15 protein-coding genes are annotated in these 14,676 nt (G+C 59.9%); 12 read left to right on the top strand and 3 right to left on the bottom strand.

From position 1 onward, the window contains the following. Positions 1–29: 29 nt before the first annotated feature. Positions 30–914, bottom strand: a complete 885-nt coding sequence (locus tag DMY87_RS16165; RefSeq protein ID WP_110792683.1) for a MurR/RpiR family transcriptional regulator — start codon at positions 912–914, stop codon at positions 30–32. Positions 915–1,073: 159 nt separating this feature from the next. Here DMY87_RS16165 and menC point away from each other — a divergent pair, with 159 nt between their 5' ends. Further along, positions 1,074–2,216 (top strand): o-succinylbenzoate synthase, encoded by a 1,143-nt coding sequence (menC, locus tag DMY87_RS16160; protein WP_110792929.1) that lies wholly within the window; start codon positions 1,074–1,076, stop codon positions 2,214–2,216. Beyond that, complete coding sequence (locus tag DMY87_RS16155) at positions 2,213–2,920, top strand: GNAT family N-acetyltransferase (RefSeq protein ID WP_110792682.1); 708 nt, start codon at positions 2,213–2,215, stop codon at positions 2,918–2,920. The genes menC and DMY87_RS16155 overlap by 4 nt, the downstream gene beginning before the upstream one ends. Before the next feature lie 732 nt (positions 2,921–3,652). Here DMY87_RS16155 and DMY87_RS16150 read toward each other — a convergent pair. Continuing rightward, on the bottom strand, positions 3,653–4,480 hold the full coding sequence (locus tag DMY87_RS16150) for an SDR family oxidoreductase (RefSeq protein ID WP_110792928.1): 828 nt from the start codon (positions 4,478–4,480) through the stop codon (positions 3,653–3,655). A gap of 267 nt (positions 4,481–4,747) precedes the next feature. Between DMY87_RS16150 and DMY87_RS16145 the strand changes: the two genes are divergently transcribed. The 6 genes from DMY87_RS16145 to DMY87_RS16120 all read left to right on the top strand — a co-directional run bounded on the left by DMY87_RS16145 (position 4,748) and on the right by DMY87_RS16120 (position 11,425). Beyond that, positions 4,748–5,002 (top strand): WGR domain-containing protein, encoded by a 255-nt coding sequence (locus DMY87_RS16145; protein WP_110792681.1) that lies wholly within the window; start codon positions 4,748–4,750, stop codon positions 5,000–5,002. Between the two features lie 1,021 nt (positions 5,003–6,023). Then, positions 6,024–7,622, top strand: a complete 1,599-nt coding sequence (locus tag DMY87_RS16140) for an ABC transporter substrate-binding protein (RefSeq protein ID WP_110792680.1) — start codon at positions 6,024–6,026, stop codon at positions 7,620–7,622. 171 nt (positions 7,623–7,793) lie between these two features. Further along, on the top strand, positions 7,794–8,798 hold the full coding sequence (locus DMY87_RS16135; protein ID WP_110792679.1) for an ABC transporter permease subunit: 1,005 nt from the start codon (positions 7,794–7,796) through the stop codon (positions 8,796–8,798). Between the two features lie 14 nt (positions 8,799–8,812). Further along, the gene (locus DMY87_RS16130) at positions 8,813–9,721 is read left to right on the top strand and encodes an ABC transporter permease subunit (RefSeq protein WP_110792678.1); all 909 of its coding nucleotides are present in this window, start codon (positions 8,813–8,815) and stop codon (positions 9,719–9,721) included. Position 9,722: 1 nt separating this feature from the next. Further along, complete coding sequence (locus DMY87_RS16125) at positions 9,723–10,571, top strand: ABC transporter ATP-binding protein (RefSeq protein ID WP_110792677.1); 849 nt, start codon at positions 9,723–9,725, stop codon at positions 10,569–10,571. Beyond that, complete coding sequence (locus tag DMY87_RS16120; protein ID WP_110792676.1) at positions 10,568–11,425, top strand: dipeptide ABC transporter ATP-binding protein; 858 nt, start codon at positions 10,568–10,570, stop codon at positions 11,423–11,425. Before DMY87_RS16125 ends, DMY87_RS16120 begins: the two co-directional genes overlap by 4 nt. A gap of 56 nt (positions 11,426–11,481) precedes the next feature. Here DMY87_RS16120 and DMY87_RS16115 read toward each other — a convergent pair whose 3' ends face one another. Continuing rightward, a complete protein-coding gene (locus tag DMY87_RS16115) occupies positions 11,482–11,946 on the bottom strand; it encodes an Lrp/AsnC family transcriptional regulator (RefSeq protein WP_110792675.1) in 465 nt (154 codons plus the stop codon). Positions 11,947–12,119: 173 nt separating this feature from the next. On the opposite strand from DMY87_RS16115, the gene DMY87_RS16110 reads away from it, so the two are divergent. The 4 genes from DMY87_RS16110 to DMY87_RS16095 all read left to right on the top strand — a co-directional run bounded on the left by DMY87_RS16110 (position 12,120) and on the right by DMY87_RS16095 (position 14,673). Next, the gene (locus tag DMY87_RS16110) at positions 12,120–13,292 is read left to right on the top strand and encodes an amino acid aminotransferase (RefSeq protein ID WP_110792674.1); all 1,173 of its coding nucleotides are present in this window, start codon (positions 12,120–12,122) and stop codon (positions 13,290–13,292) included. 4 nt (positions 13,293–13,296) lie between these two features. Then, positions 13,297–13,926, top strand: a complete 630-nt coding sequence (locus tag DMY87_RS16105) for a DUF6198 family protein (protein WP_110792673.1) — start codon at positions 13,297–13,299, stop codon at positions 13,924–13,926. A gap of 100 nt (positions 13,927–14,026) precedes the next feature. After that, positions 14,027–14,266, top strand: a complete 240-nt coding sequence (locus DMY87_RS16100) for a type II toxin-antitoxin system Phd/YefM family antitoxin (RefSeq protein ID WP_110792672.1) — start codon at positions 14,027–14,029, stop codon at positions 14,264–14,266. Positions 14,267–14,268: 2 nt separating this feature from the next. Beyond that, complete coding sequence (locus DMY87_RS16095; protein ID WP_110792671.1) at positions 14,269–14,673, top strand: type II toxin-antitoxin system VapC family toxin; 405 nt, start codon at positions 14,269–14,271, stop codon at positions 14,671–14,673. Positions 14,674–14,676: the final 3 nt, after the last annotated feature.

Genomic DNA, 14,676 nt, shown 5'->3' with positions numbered 1-14,676 from the left:
CCTCTCTGCAGGTTATTGTTATTGTAAAGTCATCGATCCCAGCGACGCTGCCGGTCAAACTGGCCGGTGTGGCCGATGAAATCGTCGTAGTAGGCGGATATGCGCGCCATGCGTTCTTCGACTTCGGCGCCAAGTTCATTGAACACCCCGTTGACCAATAGGCCGATCAGCGAGGACATGGCCGATGTCGTGTCCCAGAAGTGGTTGAGGTCGGTTGGCACGGCGAAGATTTCTTCGACGACCCCAGTCGCCCAGTCGCAGTAGGGGTCCGTGATCAAACTGACGGGAATTCCGACTTCGTGCGCTGCGGTGGCGAGATCGCGGGTCAGCCGCGAGTAACGCCGCCCATCAATCAGGACGAGGGTCGTATCTTCTGGGGGTGAGAGCAGTACCTCTGCAAAATGCCCCCCTGCAATGTCGGCAAGCTGCACGCCCGGGCGCAAATACTGGAGATTGTGGACGAGTTCGGCGGCATGTCCCCGTTCGGTCTGAAACCCCGCCACGAACACATTCGGGCAGCGCGCAAGCCGCTTCACCGAGGTCTCGAACTCCGGGGTCGACGCGACCTCATAGACGGTGACGAGTGCCGCCATCTCCTTTTCGAGGGCGCGGGCAAGCTCGCCTTTGTCTGACTGACTGCGGCGATGGAAATCCTGCAGACGATCCCCGATCAACCAAGGCTGATCACCAAGATCCTGCTGCAGCCCGCCTTTCAGATCCTTGAGGCTTCTGTAGCCGATCGCGCGGCAAAAACGCCCTATCGAGGCCTCGGAAACCCCGACCTTGGCGGCAACGGTAGCGGCCGTCTCAAATGGTAGAGACTGGAGATTGGACAGAAGGTAGGAGGCGATCGCCCGCTCGGCAGGCGTTCCGGAGGCAGCCTGCTGCTGCAGGCGCTGGCGCAGATCACTCATCTGGCTGCTTCCGCTGCTGTGCTGCATGTCCCCGTCAGATCCAGACATCGTTATCCCCTCTGGTTAAAGAAAGACTGACAGAACTCTTTCATAAGGTCAATCTTGCAAGAAAACTAAAATCAACATAGGTTCGGCTGAGCAGATTCAGGGATGCGCCACATGACTGAAAGACCGAGCGAGACCGAGCCGCGTGCTCCACTGCGGATCGACGGAGCCGAACTTCGTCTGGTCCGTCTTCCCCTTCTCGTTCCATTCACGATCGCAACCGGCACCCTGCATGAAAAGGTGTTTCCTCTCCTGACGCTTTACTCGGATGGCCTTCAGGGACACGCGGAAGGGGTCATGGACCCCCTGCCGGACTATCTTGAGGAGACGGTGGCTGGCGCCATGGACCTCACGCGGACAGTCTTGCTTCCGCAAATCATGGGGAAATCCTTCGATAATCCTCAGGCTCTTCACCGGTTGCTTGCACCGTGGCGGGGAAACGCCATGACCAAGGCCACGGTCGAGATGGCGTTCTGGGACCTGTGGGCAAAATCGCTCTCCTTGCCGCTCCAGACACTCCTCGGTGGATCAGGGGACGCAGTGAATGTGGGCGTCTCGCTTGGCATCATGCCCATCGATCAGACCCTTGCCCGCGTCGAGAAACATGTCGGTGAGGGTTACAAGCGGATCAAGCTGAAGATCAAGCCCGGGCATGATCTCGAAATCCTGCGAGCAGTTCGTGCGCGCTTTCCAAACGTGCATCTGACGGCCGATGCCAACAGCGCCTACACGCTGGCGGACAGTCCGTTGCTCGCGCGCCTGGACGAATTCGACCTGGACTATATCGAACAGCCGCTAGCCTGGAATGACATTCACGATCATGCCGTTCTGCAGAAGCGCCTAAGAACACCGGTCTGTCTCGACGAGAGCCTGAGGAGCCCCGAGGATGCCCGCAAGGCGCTGCAGTCCGATGCTGCACGCGTGATCAACATCAAGGTGGGGCGTTCGGGCGGATATATAAATTCGCTGCGGATCCACGATCTGGCTGAAGTCTTTTCAGTCCCGGTCTGGTGTGGAGGCATGCTCGAAAGCGGCATCGGCCGTGCCCACAATATCCATCTTTCGACCTTGTCGAACTTCCGAAAACCCGGCGACACATCCTCCGCAAGCCGCTATTTCCAGCGAGACATCATCGAGCAGAAGCTGGAAGCGAAGGACGGGCGGATGCCTGTCCCGCCAGGAACCGGGATCGGCGTATCGCTCGACCGGGATTTCCTCCACCACGTGACGATGGGGCTGGAAAGCTTCCGGCCATGACGAGCGTGCACATTCGCGACCTCAATGGAATTGCCGAGTTCCGCCAGGCCGAAGCCCTCCAGGCTGAAGTCTGGGGTCATGGCGACACACCGGATGCCGCGGATCTGATGATGGTCATCCAGGCCGAGGGTGGACTTGTCGCAGGAGCATTCGTTGACGGACGTCTGGCCGGGTATGTCTTCGGCTTCCCGACCCGGGACCCAAACATTCAACACTCCCACCGGCTCGCGGTTGCTCCCGGCTTGCGGGGCAAAGGGCTCGGAGCAGAGCTCAAATGGTATCAGCGTGACTGGTGCCTGCAGCGCGGCATCCGGCATGTCCGCTGGACCTTCGATCCCTTGCGGATCACCAATGCGCGCCTCAACCTCAATCGGCTGGGTGGTCGCTCGTCGACCTACCTCGTCAACTACTATGGCGATATGGGCGGCATCAATACGGGGCTTCCTTCCGACCGGCTTCTTCTGGACTGGTATCTTGACGATCCGAAAGTCGCGCGGCGCGCAGAGGGCGAACTCCTGGACGATCACAGCGCGCATAGGCTCCTGGTGCCAATTGACGACGGGAGCGGAACGCATATCGCAAACGCGGCAGGGGCCTACGACCTATCGAGCCTTCTTGATCTTCGATCGCGGCTTCAGGACGCCCTCTCTCAAGGCTTTCACATCGTCGGTGTTGATGGCGGCAGTTATATCCTCGACAAGTGAGGCCCGAGTTGCGGTCTTGGCGACTGCACGGAGCCTAGCCGCTCGTTCCTCGTTTCGTACTGCGTGGTCGAAGAACATGGTGGCAGAGTAGCGCACGCCGGGTAAAGCCAACGCCGGTCAAGGGAACAGCGCGTTTCATTCCACTTGCATCGAGAGGACAGTGATTTCCTCAAAACCCGTCATACAGGCGCTTGCGCTCGGAAACTCGTTTGATTGAACCCTCTCAAGGGAGCGTTCGCAGACCGAACCACTGTCAGACGTGCTCAATCACGGGGCGGCATAGGCAATTCGCTGCTTTTGCAAGCCATTGAAATCATAACAGACAAAAAACATAACGAACGCCAACCCAGGCATAAAGTTCGCCACTGGTGATTCACCGCTCAGGGAGAAGCAGGAAACCGCTTCCGATGAGCAATCCGCACGACATCATATTACCCGGATCAGCGAACTGATGGAAGGGTTACTTTATCGATAGAGCGGCTCATCGAGTTCACTCCACAGATTTGCAGCTCTTGATCCAATGTCGTACGGCCCCTCCCTGGCTCAGTGAATGCTCTGACGAAATCGCCCCGCTCCTTCGTGCCATCCCTTCCCACAGGACGCGCCTCAAACGGTCAAGTGAGGCACGCGCGGGATCGAACGAAATCGACGCGCCACCAAAAATGTTGGCACCTTGGCTGCATGCTCTACTGTCGTCAGGATTGGGAGCCCCCTACCCTACCGCCCTTCCAGTCAGAGTGTCATTGCGGCGCCTGGATGCGGGCTGCCCTCATAGGCTCCCCAGATCGACTGGTCGAAATTGATCGTCGCACCAGTCATCAAGCCGGATTCGTCGGAAGACAGGTAGGCGCAGGCACGGGCCACTTCGGCCGGATCGACGAGCCGGCCGAAAGGTTGACGTGCCGCAGCCTTCGACAGCCAGTCGGCATCCGCGCCATGGTGCTCACGCTGAATCCGATCTTCACCGTCGCTCGCCATCCACCCGATATTGAGCGCATTCACACGTATGCGATTCCTGAGAAGGGCAAAGGCGGTATTGCGGGTCAGCGTGTCGACAGCTCCCTTCGAGGCGCAGTAGGCCGCGATGAAGGGCTGACCTGCCATCGATGACATCGAGGAGATGTTGACGATCGTTCCTTCAACCTGCGTCTCTATCATCAGCTTGATGGCGTCCTGCATCAGGAAAAATGGCGCGCGCGTATTGATGGCAATCATGCGATCGAAGAGCGCCGGGTCGGTATCGAGGATCGTGCCGCGATCGGTGATGGCCGCGACATTCACCAGCGCGTCGACACGGCCGAATTTGGCTTTGGCAACGGCGATGACCTTGCGGCACTCGTCGACCCCCGCTAGGTCGGCCGCGACAAATTCGACTTGGCACCCATAGCGGCGACGGAGGTCATCCGCCCTCGCCTGCCCCTTGTCCACGCTGCGGCCGCAGATGACGAGACCACTGGCGCCGCGCTCAGCAAAAAGGCGTGCGACTTCGGCTCCCAGCCCCTGGGTGCCGCCCGTGACCACCGCAAACTTACCATCCATTCTTCCCATGACACTCCTCATTTCTGCGTGGCCAACCAAGCGCTCGGGTCCCACCATTGCCCGTTTCAAAAGCCGCCGCCATGATCCTCTTCCTCGATGGCAGCGCAAGTCCTCGAGCGACATTCGGCAGCGGCATTGTCTGGAACCCGGCGGTTGACAGCTGTCAACACCTGGCGGCGGACGACAGACGAAACGTACGGCAACCCATCAGCGGCATGAATCGATGGTGCCGGACCGATTCCATTTATGCGTTGGACCTGACACCTCGAGGTGTCGGAGACTCTGCGCATGACACAAGCGCCCTTTGACTGCGTCCACCTGCACCGCATAGATCCCTCCATCAACATGGCTCGCTTCTATCGCGTCACGATCGAAAAGACCTTGTTCAGCGAAACGGTCATCCGCCGCTCGTGGGGACGCATCGGCACACGAGGGCAGAGTCTCTCGCTTACGCTCCCGACAGGCGCGGATGCCCAACGAATGGCCCGCGAGATGGAGCACAGAAAGCGTCGGCGCGGCTACCGCGAGCCAGGCGCGTCGTAACTCACCGACCCAACTTTAGGGCAGGGCAGGGCAGGGCAGGGCAGGGCGCGACATCCTAAGGATGTTGACAGCTGTCAACAGGGCCCGCCCGGCGTCGTAAGACATACCCCAACAGCGCCATTTATCCGCAGCCGCCAAAGGCCCCTCGTTCCAAACCCTGCAAGCCGAACTCCCTTCAACTCGCACCAAAGACATCCCGCGGCGCCCCAGCCATCTCGCCGCCGCGACTTTCACCAACCGATGGGGCGAGGCAGGGTAGGGTAGGGTAGGGTAGGGTAGGGTAGGGAGGAGACGCCTACCTTGTCGAGCGCATCAAGAGGCCAGCCCGTCGCCGTGGCCGCCCCGCTGTTCGCTTCACCTGCCTGCCGGACCACGATGAATTCACGCACCATCAGCGATCAAACAAGATCGGCTTCCCAAGGACATACAACAACCGCCATCTCCGTTCTGAAGGACAGCCTTCATTCGACATGAATGGGAAAGAAGGCAACGCCGCCTTGCAAGGCACCACTGCAACCGCACACGCAACACGGTGCGGGGCCAAGGCGCGGCTCAGAATACCGTAAATCCGGAGACAGCCTTTGCGCATGACGTTATGCCCATAAATGCATCAAACTTTGCCTCATCCCGCCCTTTTCTCGTTGCGACGCAGGGCGGATAAAGACGCTAAACGCGCGGCGAATTTGGGTTATCGCCATTTCCGGATTTTTTAAACGACCAGACGGCAAACGCCGAATGATTGTGCGCAACATCTACATTTTGCCAAAATCTGGACCGAATTGCAGGGGAAATGCGGCAGAATTTCTCTTTACAACATTTTCGAAGCCGATAAGACAATGCGTTAGTGATCTAACAGGCGGGGCTGGACGGTTGTCATTTTGCGACTTTCCCAGCCCTTGGCGATCGATCGCCGGATCTGGCTTGTCGCCTGATCCGAAAAAAACACGGGCGCGAAACACGCGCTGCGGAACCAAAAGAACCGGCGAGACGGGTTTCCGTCTTCGCCTTTGGGAGACTGTTGATGAAAACCAAATTCGCCTTTGCTGCTGCGGCACTTGCTGCGGCGACCTTCCTGTCGGGTGCTGCGAGCGCCAAGACCTTTGTGTATTGCTCGGAAGGTTCGCCGGAAGGCTTCGACCCCGGCATGTACACCGCCGGCACGACCTTCGACGCCTCCGCCCATCCGGTCTACAGCCGTCTGATGGAATTCAAGCCGGGCACCACGGAAGCTGAAGCCGGCCTGGCTGAAAGCTATGAAGTCAACGCTGAAGGCACCGAATACACCTTCAAGCTGCGTCCCGGCGTCAAGTTCCACACGACCGAATTCTTCACGCCGTCGCGTGACCTCAACGCCGACGACGTCATCTTCTCGCTGGAACGCCAGATCAAGGCTGACCATCCGTGGGCCCAGTATGTCGCCGGCACGTCCTGGGAATATGCCGCAGGCATGGGCTTCCCGGAATTGATCAAGTCGATCGAGAAGGTCGATGACCTGACCGTCAAGTTCACGCTCAACCGTCCGGAAGCACCGTTCCTCGCAAACCTCGCGATGCCGTTCGCCTCGATCCTGTCGAAGGAATACGCCGACAAGCTCGAAGCCGAAGGCAAGAAGGAACAGCTGAACCAGATGCCGGTTGGCACCGGTCCGTTCATCTTTGTCGGCTATCAGCAGGACGCCGTCATCCGCTACAAGAAGAACGCCGACTACTGGGGTGGCGCACCGAAGATCGACGATCTCGTCTTCGCGATCACCACGGATGCCGCCGTTCGTTACCAGAAGCTCAAGGCTGGCGAATGCCACCTGATGCCGTTCCCGAACGCTGCCGACGTCGAATCGATGAAGGCTGATCCGTCGCTGACCGTGATGGAGCAGGAAGGCCTGAACGTCGCCTACCTCGCCTACAACACGACCCAGGCTCCGTTCGACAAGCCGGAAGTCCGCAAGGCGCTGAACAAGGCGATCAACAAGGCCGCCATCGTTGACGCTGTCTTCCAGGGCATGGCAACGCCGGCGAAGAACCCGATCCCGCCGACCATGTGGTCCTACAACGAAGCGACCGTCGACGACGCCTATGACCTCGATGCCGCCAAGAAGGAACTCGAGGCTGCTGGCGTGAAGGATCTTTCGATGAAGATCTGGGCGATGCCGGTGTCGCGTCCCTACATGCTGAACGCCCGTCGCGCGGCTGAAATCATGCAGGACGATTTCGCCAAGGTCGGCGTCAAGGTCGAGATCGTTTCCTATGAATGGGCCGAATACCTCGACCGTTCGAAGGCCAAGGATCGCGATGGTGCCGTCATGCTCGGCTGGACCGGTGACAACGGCGATCCGGACAACTTCCTCGACACCCTCCTGGGTTGTGAAGCTGTTGGCGGAAACAACCGTGCGCAGTGGTGCAACGAAGAGTTCAACGCGCTTGTGAAGAAGGCCAAGGTCACGTCCGACCAGGCTGAGCGCACCAAGCTCTATGAAGAAGCCCAGACCGTCTTCAAGCGCGAAGCGCCTTGGGCGACGATCGACCACTCGCTCTCGGTCGTGCCGATGCGCAAGGAAGTTTCCGGCTTCGTTCAGAGCCCGCTTGGTGACTTCACCTTCGAAAACGTCGATATCGCCGAGTAATCGGACCGATCATTCTTTCGCCGCGGGCCATTGCGCCCGCGGCGATTGTCGTTGAAGCTGCCGACGAATGCGGCCGCGCCTCGGTTCGATATCCGTCGCGGTCAAGCGAGCAGCCCCGGAATGCCGTGCGCACCGGGATTGACCATCACAAGAAAAAAAACAGGTCCACATATGTTTGGCTTTCTCCTGCGCCGGCTTGCCGTCCTGATCCCGACTTTCGTCGGCGTCTCGATCATTGCCTTCGCCTTCATCCGGCTGCTGCCGGGCGACCCCGTCGCACTTCTCTCCGGTGAACGGGTCATGTCGCCAGAACGGCATGCTGAGATCAGTGCCAATCTCGGCCTCGACCGGCCGCTGGTGGTGCAGTATTTCGATTACCTCGGGGGCGTGATGAAGGGTGACTTCGGCACCTCGATCGTCTCGAAGAGCCCGATCATCGATCAGTTCTTCGCTCTTTTCCCGGCAACCGTCGAACTGTCCTTCTGCGCGATCCTGATCGCCATTGCGATCGGTGTTCCAGCCGGCATCATCGCGGCCATCAAACGAGGTTCGGCTTTCGACCAGACGATGATGGGCATCGCACTCGTCGGCTACTCCATGCCGATCTTCTGGTGGGGCCTGCTGCTGATCATCCTCTTTTCCGGTATCCTGCAATGGACTCCGGTTTCGGGCCGCATCTCGCTAATGTTCTTCTTCCCGCCCGTCACCGGCTTCATGCTGATCGACAGCCTGTTGTCAGGACAGAAGGGGGCTTTCGCCTCGGCCGTCAGCCATCTCATCCTGCCGTCGATCGTGCTCGCCACCATTCCGCTCGCAGTCATTGCACGTCAGACCCGCTCCGCCATGCTCGAAGTGCTGTCGGAAGACTATATCCGGACCGCCCGCGCGAAAGGTCTTTCGCCCTTCCGAGTCGTCAGCCTGCATGCGCTGCGCAATGCCATGATCCCGGTCATCACCACGATCGGCCTGCAGATCGGCGTCATGCTTGCTGGCGCCATCCTCACCGAGACGATCTTCTCCTGGCCGGGCATCGGCAAGTGGATGGTCGACAGCGTCTTCCGCCGCGATTACCCGGTCATCCAGGGGGGCCTCCTCCTGATCGCCGGCATCATCATGGTCGTGAATCTGATTGTCGACCTGCTCTACGGCCTGATCAACCCGCGCATCCGCCACTAGAAGGATAAAATCCCATGGCAGAGACAACATCCAGCCAGCCGGTCACCAGCGCGCAGATGCGCCGCCAGATGCTGGCCGAATTCTGGTTCTACTTCTCCGAAAATCGTGGCGCGGTCATCGGCCTTGTCGTGTTCATCGCCCTGGTGCTGATCGCCGTCTTCGCCAGCGTGATTGCACCTCATTCGCCGTTCGAGCAGTATCGCGACGTGGTTCTCCTCCCGCCAGCCTGGCTCGAAGGCGGCAATTGGAGCTATCCGCTCGGCACCGATCCGGTCGGTCGCGACATCCTGTCCCGACTGATCTATGGCTCGCAGTATTCGCTCTTTATCGGCGTGTTCGTCACGACGCTGTCGCTGACGACGGGCATCGCCATCGGCGTCATCGCCGGCTTTTACGGTGGCTGGCTTGATACGGCGATCATGCGCTTGATGGACATCATCCTGGCCTTCCCGTCCTTGCTGCTGGCGCTGGTTCTCGTCGCCATCCTGGGCCCGGGACTGACCAATGGCATGATTGCCATCGCGCTGACCCTGCAGCCGCATTTCGTTCGTCTGACTCGTGCAGCAGTCATGTCGGAAAAATCGCGTGACTATGTCACGGCAGCCCGTCTTGCCGGCGCAAGTCCGCTCCGCCTGATGTTCAAGACGATCCTGCCGAACTGCATGGCGCCGCTGATCGTCCAGGCGACGCTGTCCTTCTCGAACGCCATTCTCGATGCAGCCGCACTCGGCTTCCTTGGCATGGGCGCACAGCCGCCGGCTCCGGAATGGGGCACGATGCTCGCAGAAGCGCGCGAATTCATCCTGCGCGCCTGGTGGGTTGTGACCTTCCCAGGTCTCGCGATCCTGATCACGGTGCTTGCCATCAACCTGATGGGCGACGGCCTGCGCGACGCGCTCGACCCCAAGCTGAAGAGGTCCTGATATGGCGCTCCTCGATATCAAAAACCTCACCGTCGAATTCGAAACCTCGACCGGCTGGTTCAAGGCCGTCGATGGCATCTCACTGTCGATCGAGCCGGGCGAAGTTCTCGCCATTGTCGGCGAGAGCGGATCCGGCAAATCGGTCGCCATGCTCGCCGTCATGGGCCTCTTGCCTTGGACCGCGAAAATCACGGCCGATCACATGCTCTTCCAGGGCCGCGACATCGCCAGGATATCGGCCAATGAGCGACGCAAGCTGATCGGCAAGGACGTGGCGATGATCTTCCAGGAGCCGGTCGCCAGCCTCAATCCGTGCTTCACCGTCGGCTTCCAGATCGAGGAAGTCCTCAAGCTCCATATGGGATTGGGCAAGGCTGAGCGGCGGGCGCGCGCCATCGAGCTTTTCAAGCTGGTCGGCCTTCCGGATCCAGCCGAACGGTTGAACCATTTCCCGCACCAGATGTCGGGCGGCCAATGCCAGCGCGTGATGATCGCCATCGCCATCGCCTGCAATCCGAAGCTTCTGATCGCCGACGAGCCGACCACCGCACTCGATGTGACCATCCAGAAGCAGATTCTCGACCTCCTGATGAAGCTGCAAGCCGAGACCGGTATGGGGCTCATCATGATCACCCATGACATGGGCGTGGTCGCCGAGACCGCCGACCGCGTCATCGTGCAATACAAGGGCAAGAAGATGGAGGAAGCCGACGTGCTCTCGCTCTTCGAAAGCCCGAAGAGCGCCTATACCCGGGCATTGTTGTCGGCGCTTCCGGAAAACGCCACCGGCGACCGCCTGACCACGGTCTCCGACTTCCTGGCTGCAGCTGAAACAGGAGGTGCCGCATGACTGCCGTAACGCAGACCCCGATGCTCGAGATCCGCGACATCAAGCGCGACTACCGCGTGCCGCAAGGTGTTTTCAAAGAGGACAAGATTGTCCATGCGGTGAAGGGCGTCTCCTTCAAGCTCGACAAAGGCAAGACGCTTGCCATCGTCGGCGAAAGTGGTTGTGGCAAGTCCACGCTCGCGCGCATCCTGACCTTCATCGACGAGCCGACAGCGGGCGACCTGCTGATTGACGGTCAGAAGGTCGACACGCGTCCGGGTCACCTGACGGCCGATATGCGCCAGAAGGTGCAGATCGTCTTCCAGAACCCCTATGGTTCACTGAACCCGCGCCAGAAGATCGGCGACGTGCTCGGCGAACCGCTGCTCATCAACACCAAGATGAGTGATGCAGAACGGCGTGAACGGGCAACCGAGATGCTGATCAAGGTTGGTCTGGGGCCTGAGCACTACAACCGCTATCCGCACATGTTCTCGGGCGGCCAGCGCCAGCGCATCGCGATTGCGCGTGCCTTGATGCTCAATCCGAAGCTGCTCGTGCTCGACGAGCCTGTCTCGGCACTCGATCTCTCGGTCCAGGCCCAGGTCTTGAACCTGCTTGCGGACCTTCAGGAAGAGTTCGGCCTGACCTACGTCTTCATCAGTCATGACCTCTCCGTCGTGCGCTACATCGCCGACGAGGTGATGGTGATGTATTACGGTGAAGCGGTCGAATACGGCACACGGGACGCTGTCTTCTCCGATCCGCAGCACGCCTATACGCGCACGCTCTTTGCTGCGACCCCGAAGGCGGATGTCGAATCCATCAGGGCGCGGATGGCCAAGCGCGGCAAGATCGCCGCTGTTGCCGGCTGAGGTTGTTTCCATCCTCAACAGGGTAGGGGAGGGGCGCTCGATGGCGCCCCTTTTTCTCATTCCGGCAGGTAGCCGTAAGAGATCTTCGGACTGTCGAAGACCATGGTCGAGCGGATCGTCTTGATCTCCGCCAGACGATCGAATTCCTGCCAGATCAGCCGCTTGAAATCGGCCATGTCGCGCACCGAAATCTTGAGAAGAAAATCGAAATCACCGGCAACCGCATGGATCTCGACGACTTCCGCGAGCTTGCCGACATGAGCGATGAACCGTTCGCCGACCTGGGGTGTGGTGCGGTCAAGGGTAATCTCGACAAAGGCTTGCAGGCCGAGGCCCACTTCACCAGGATCGATCACGATCCTCTGCCGGATGACGCCGGTCGCGTAGAGGCGCGACAGCCGCCGGGAAAGAGGGGCAGCCGTCAGGCCGACGCGGTCGGCAAGCTCCGCATTGCTGAGACCTGCGTCCTCAAGCAGGCAGGCGATGATCCGGCGATCAATCCTGTCGAGTTCCAAAGTCAAAGTCTACGTTGCTCCATCCAATCAAGCGAATATGCGCACCATTATTGCGCCATGAGAGATATGTGCGCAATCCTCTGCAAGTGGGCGAAGGGTAGGCCCGCAATTCCGCAGAGACTTTGCGCGCGAAACTTGCTATTTTTCCGCCATCTCAACACCCAAGGCCAAGGTCTATCATGTTCGACAAGCTCGCCTCTCAGCCGAACGATCCGCTGCTCGCCCTGATCGGGCTCTATAACGACGACAGCCGCACGGACAAGATCGACCTCGGCGTCGGCGTCTACCGCGACGACATGGGCAACACTCCGGTGTTACGCTCGGTAAAGGCGGCCGAAAAGCTGCTATTGGAGACCCAGTCCAGCAAGTCTTACGTGGCACCGGAAGGCGACCGCGTGTTCCTCGACCTGCTCTGGGACCTGGTTGGTGGCAAGGAGACGGGCAGGTTTGCAGCCGGGGTTCAGACGCCCGGTGGGTCCGGCGCGCTGCGTCTCGCTTCCGACCTGATTGCAAGGGCAGGCACCGGCCGCCTGCATCTCGGCCTGCCGAGTTGGCCCAACCATGCCGGCATTTTCGGGGCGACCGGCCTCAATGTCGAAACGCATGTCTATTTCGACGTGCCGACACAGGATGTGCGTTTTTCCAGTGTGATGAAGGCCTTCAGCGAAGCTCAGCGCGGTGATGCCGTGCTCATTCATGCCAGCTGCCACAATCCAACGGGGGCAGGGTTCACGCCTGCTCAATGGGCGGAACTCGCCTCGGTGATCGCCGAGAGGCGGCTGGTTCCCCTGATCGATTCCGCCTACCAGGGTTTTGGTGCAGGGATCGAGGAAGACGTGGCGGGTCTGCGCACCCTGATTGCGGCAGCCCCTGAGGCGCTGGTTGCTGTCTCCTGCTCAAAGTCCTTCGGCATCTATCGCGAGCGCACGGGGGCAATTTTCGCGGTCGCACAGACGCAGGCGGCGGCGGACACCGCCCGATCCAACCTGGTCACTCTGGCTCGCACAAGCTATTCCATGCCGCCGGATCATGGAGCGGCCGTCGTGCGCACCATTCTTGCTTCAGATGTCCTGCGGAAGGACTGGATGGACGAGCTGAACGCCATGCGCGGTCGTCTTCAGGGGCTGCGCCGCGAACTCGCAAGCGCTCTTTCCGACGGCTGGCAACTGGCGCCGCAACTCGCCGAGCAACAGGGCATGTTCTCGCTGCTTCCGCTGAAGGAGGCCGATGTGCTGACGTTGCGCAAGGCGCACGGCATCTACATGCCGACCTCCGGCCGCATCAACATTGCCGGCCTGAAGAGTGCCGACATCGAGCGCGTTGCAACCGTACTGACGCCGCTGCTCGGATAAGACCATGACCACCACCACCGCGACGAATGAGGCGCGTGCCGAGCGGCACCGCCTCTATGAAGACGTGCTTGCAATGATTTCCGGAACGATGTTCGTTTCCCTCGGCACGCTGATTTACGCAAAGACCATGCTGACGGTTGGCTCGAGTGCCGGTCTGGCGCTGCTTTTGTCCTATGCGAGCGGCTGGGGTTTCGGGCTGATCTTCTTCCTGATCAACCTGCCTTTCTACATTCTCGCGGTCAAACGCATGGGCTGGCCCTTCACGCTTCGCACCTTCACGGCAGTCGCTTTGGTCTCGGTTCTGTCGAAGTTCAACAGCCAGTGGATCGACTTTTCCCACCTAGATCCACTCTATGCCACTGTGATCGGCGGCGGACTGATCGGGACGGGGCTGCTGATGCTGTTTCGTCACCGCACGGGACTCGGCGGCATCAACATCCTGGCCATGTATCTGCAGGAAAAGATCGGTCTGCGCGCCGGCTATTTCCAGCTGGGTGTCGACCTCTCGATCCTCGCCGCCGCCTATTTCGTTCTGCCGACCGACCGGCTGGCGCTGTCAGTGCTGGGCGCTGCGATCACCAACCTGATCCTCGCCATCAACCACAAGCCCGGCCGCTACATGGGTTTGAGCTGACAACGTCAAGGGTGCCGGCAGACCGATCCGATTCTTGACCAAGCTCGCCTCTTGTCTATCATGTGAGGCATACTGGGAACCCAGGCTTTGGAGTGCAGGAATGACCGTGACCGTCAAAATTTCTGAGCCCAAAGGGCAACTCTTGGAGCTTCTGGACAAAATCGAGGCTGGTGAGGACATCATCATTGCGCGTGGTGACGTGCCAATCGCTCGGCTTTCTCAGATTCCACAGAGGAGCGCGGTCGCTGAACTCATTCGCACGATCAAATCGCAACGCGACCTCAGAAGCGCCACCAGCCGTGACGAGATCAAGACCTGGCGCAACGAGGGCCGTCCATAGCCATGGCCTTCGTGCTGGATGCTTCCATCGCGGTGAGCTGGTTTCTCCGGGACGAGGACAGCAGCGTCGGTGACCGGTTGCTTTCAACGCTTGAATCGACGTCTGCGCTCGTGCCTTCCCTGTTCTGGTTTGAAATGCGCAATGTACTGGTGATCGCTGAGCGCAGAGGACGCTTGGCGCTTGGTGAGTCCACCCGATGCCTGGAGCAGTTACGCGGCCTGCCCATTGAAGATTTTGGATCCGGCTTGGATGACGCGATCCTGCGTCTTGCTCGAACACGCGGCATAAGCGCCTATGATGTCAGCTATCTCGCTTTGGCGAAGCAACAAAGCCTCCCGCTTGCCACCACCGATCGGCAATTGGCGGCGGCTGCACGGCTTGAGAATGTGGACGTCATTGAACACTGAGCG

Source organism: Peteryoungia wuzhouensis (assembly GCF_003205195.1).
GTDB classification, from domain to species: Bacteria; Pseudomonadota; Alphaproteobacteria; order Rhizobiales; family Rhizobiaceae; genus Allorhizobium; species Allorhizobium wuzhouense.
Note: the sequence above shows the minus strand (reverse complement) of the source record. Positions and strands in the feature narration are given on the sequence as shown.

Bases quoted from the DNA above. Each gene is read 5' to 3' on its own strand.
- DMY87_RS16165 (WP_110792683.1), bottom strand. From the start codon at position 914: ATGAGTGATCTGCGCCAGCGCCTGCAGCAGCAGGCTGCCTCCGGAACG.
- menC (WP_110792929.1), top strand. From the start codon at position 1,074: ATGACTGAAAGACCGAGCGAGACCGAGCCGCGTGCTCCACTGCGGATC.
- DMY87_RS16155 (WP_110792682.1), top strand. From the start codon at position 2,213: ATGACGAGCGTGCACATTCGCGACCTCAATGGAATTGCCGAGTTCCGC.
- DMY87_RS16150 (WP_110792928.1), bottom strand. From the start codon at position 4,480: ATGAGGAGTGTCATGGGAAGAATGGATGGTAAGTTTGCGGTGGTCACG.
- DMY87_RS16145 (WP_110792681.1), top strand. From the start codon at position 4,748: ATGACACAAGCGCCCTTTGACTGCGTCCACCTGCACCGCATAGATCCC.
- DMY87_RS16140 (WP_110792680.1), top strand. From the start codon at position 6,024: ATGAAAACCAAATTCGCCTTTGCTGCTGCGGCACTTGCTGCGGCGACC.
- DMY87_RS16135 (WP_110792679.1), top strand. From the start codon at position 7,794: ATGTTTGGCTTTCTCCTGCGCCGGCTTGCCGTCCTGATCCCGACTTTC.
- DMY87_RS16130 (WP_110792678.1), top strand. From the start codon at position 8,813: ATGGCAGAGACAACATCCAGCCAGCCGGTCACCAGCGCGCAGATGCGC.
- DMY87_RS16125 (WP_110792677.1), top strand. From the start codon at position 9,723: ATGGCGCTCCTCGATATCAAAAACCTCACCGTCGAATTCGAAACCTCG.
- DMY87_RS16120 (WP_110792676.1), top strand. From the start codon at position 10,568: ATGACTGCCGTAACGCAGACCCCGATGCTCGAGATCCGCGACATCAAG.
- DMY87_RS16110 (WP_110792674.1), top strand. From the start codon at position 12,120: ATGTTCGACAAGCTCGCCTCTCAGCCGAACGATCCGCTGCTCGCCCTG.
- DMY87_RS16105 (WP_110792673.1), top strand. From the start codon at position 13,297: ATGACCACCACCACCGCGACGAATGAGGCGCGTGCCGAGCGGCACCGC.
- DMY87_RS16100 (WP_110792672.1), top strand. From the start codon at position 14,027: ATGACCGTGACCGTCAAAATTTCTGAGCCCAAAGGGCAACTCTTGGAG.
- DMY87_RS16095 (WP_110792671.1), top strand. From the start codon at position 14,269: ATGGCCTTCGTGCTGGATGCTTCCATCGCGGTGAGCTGGTTTCTCCGG.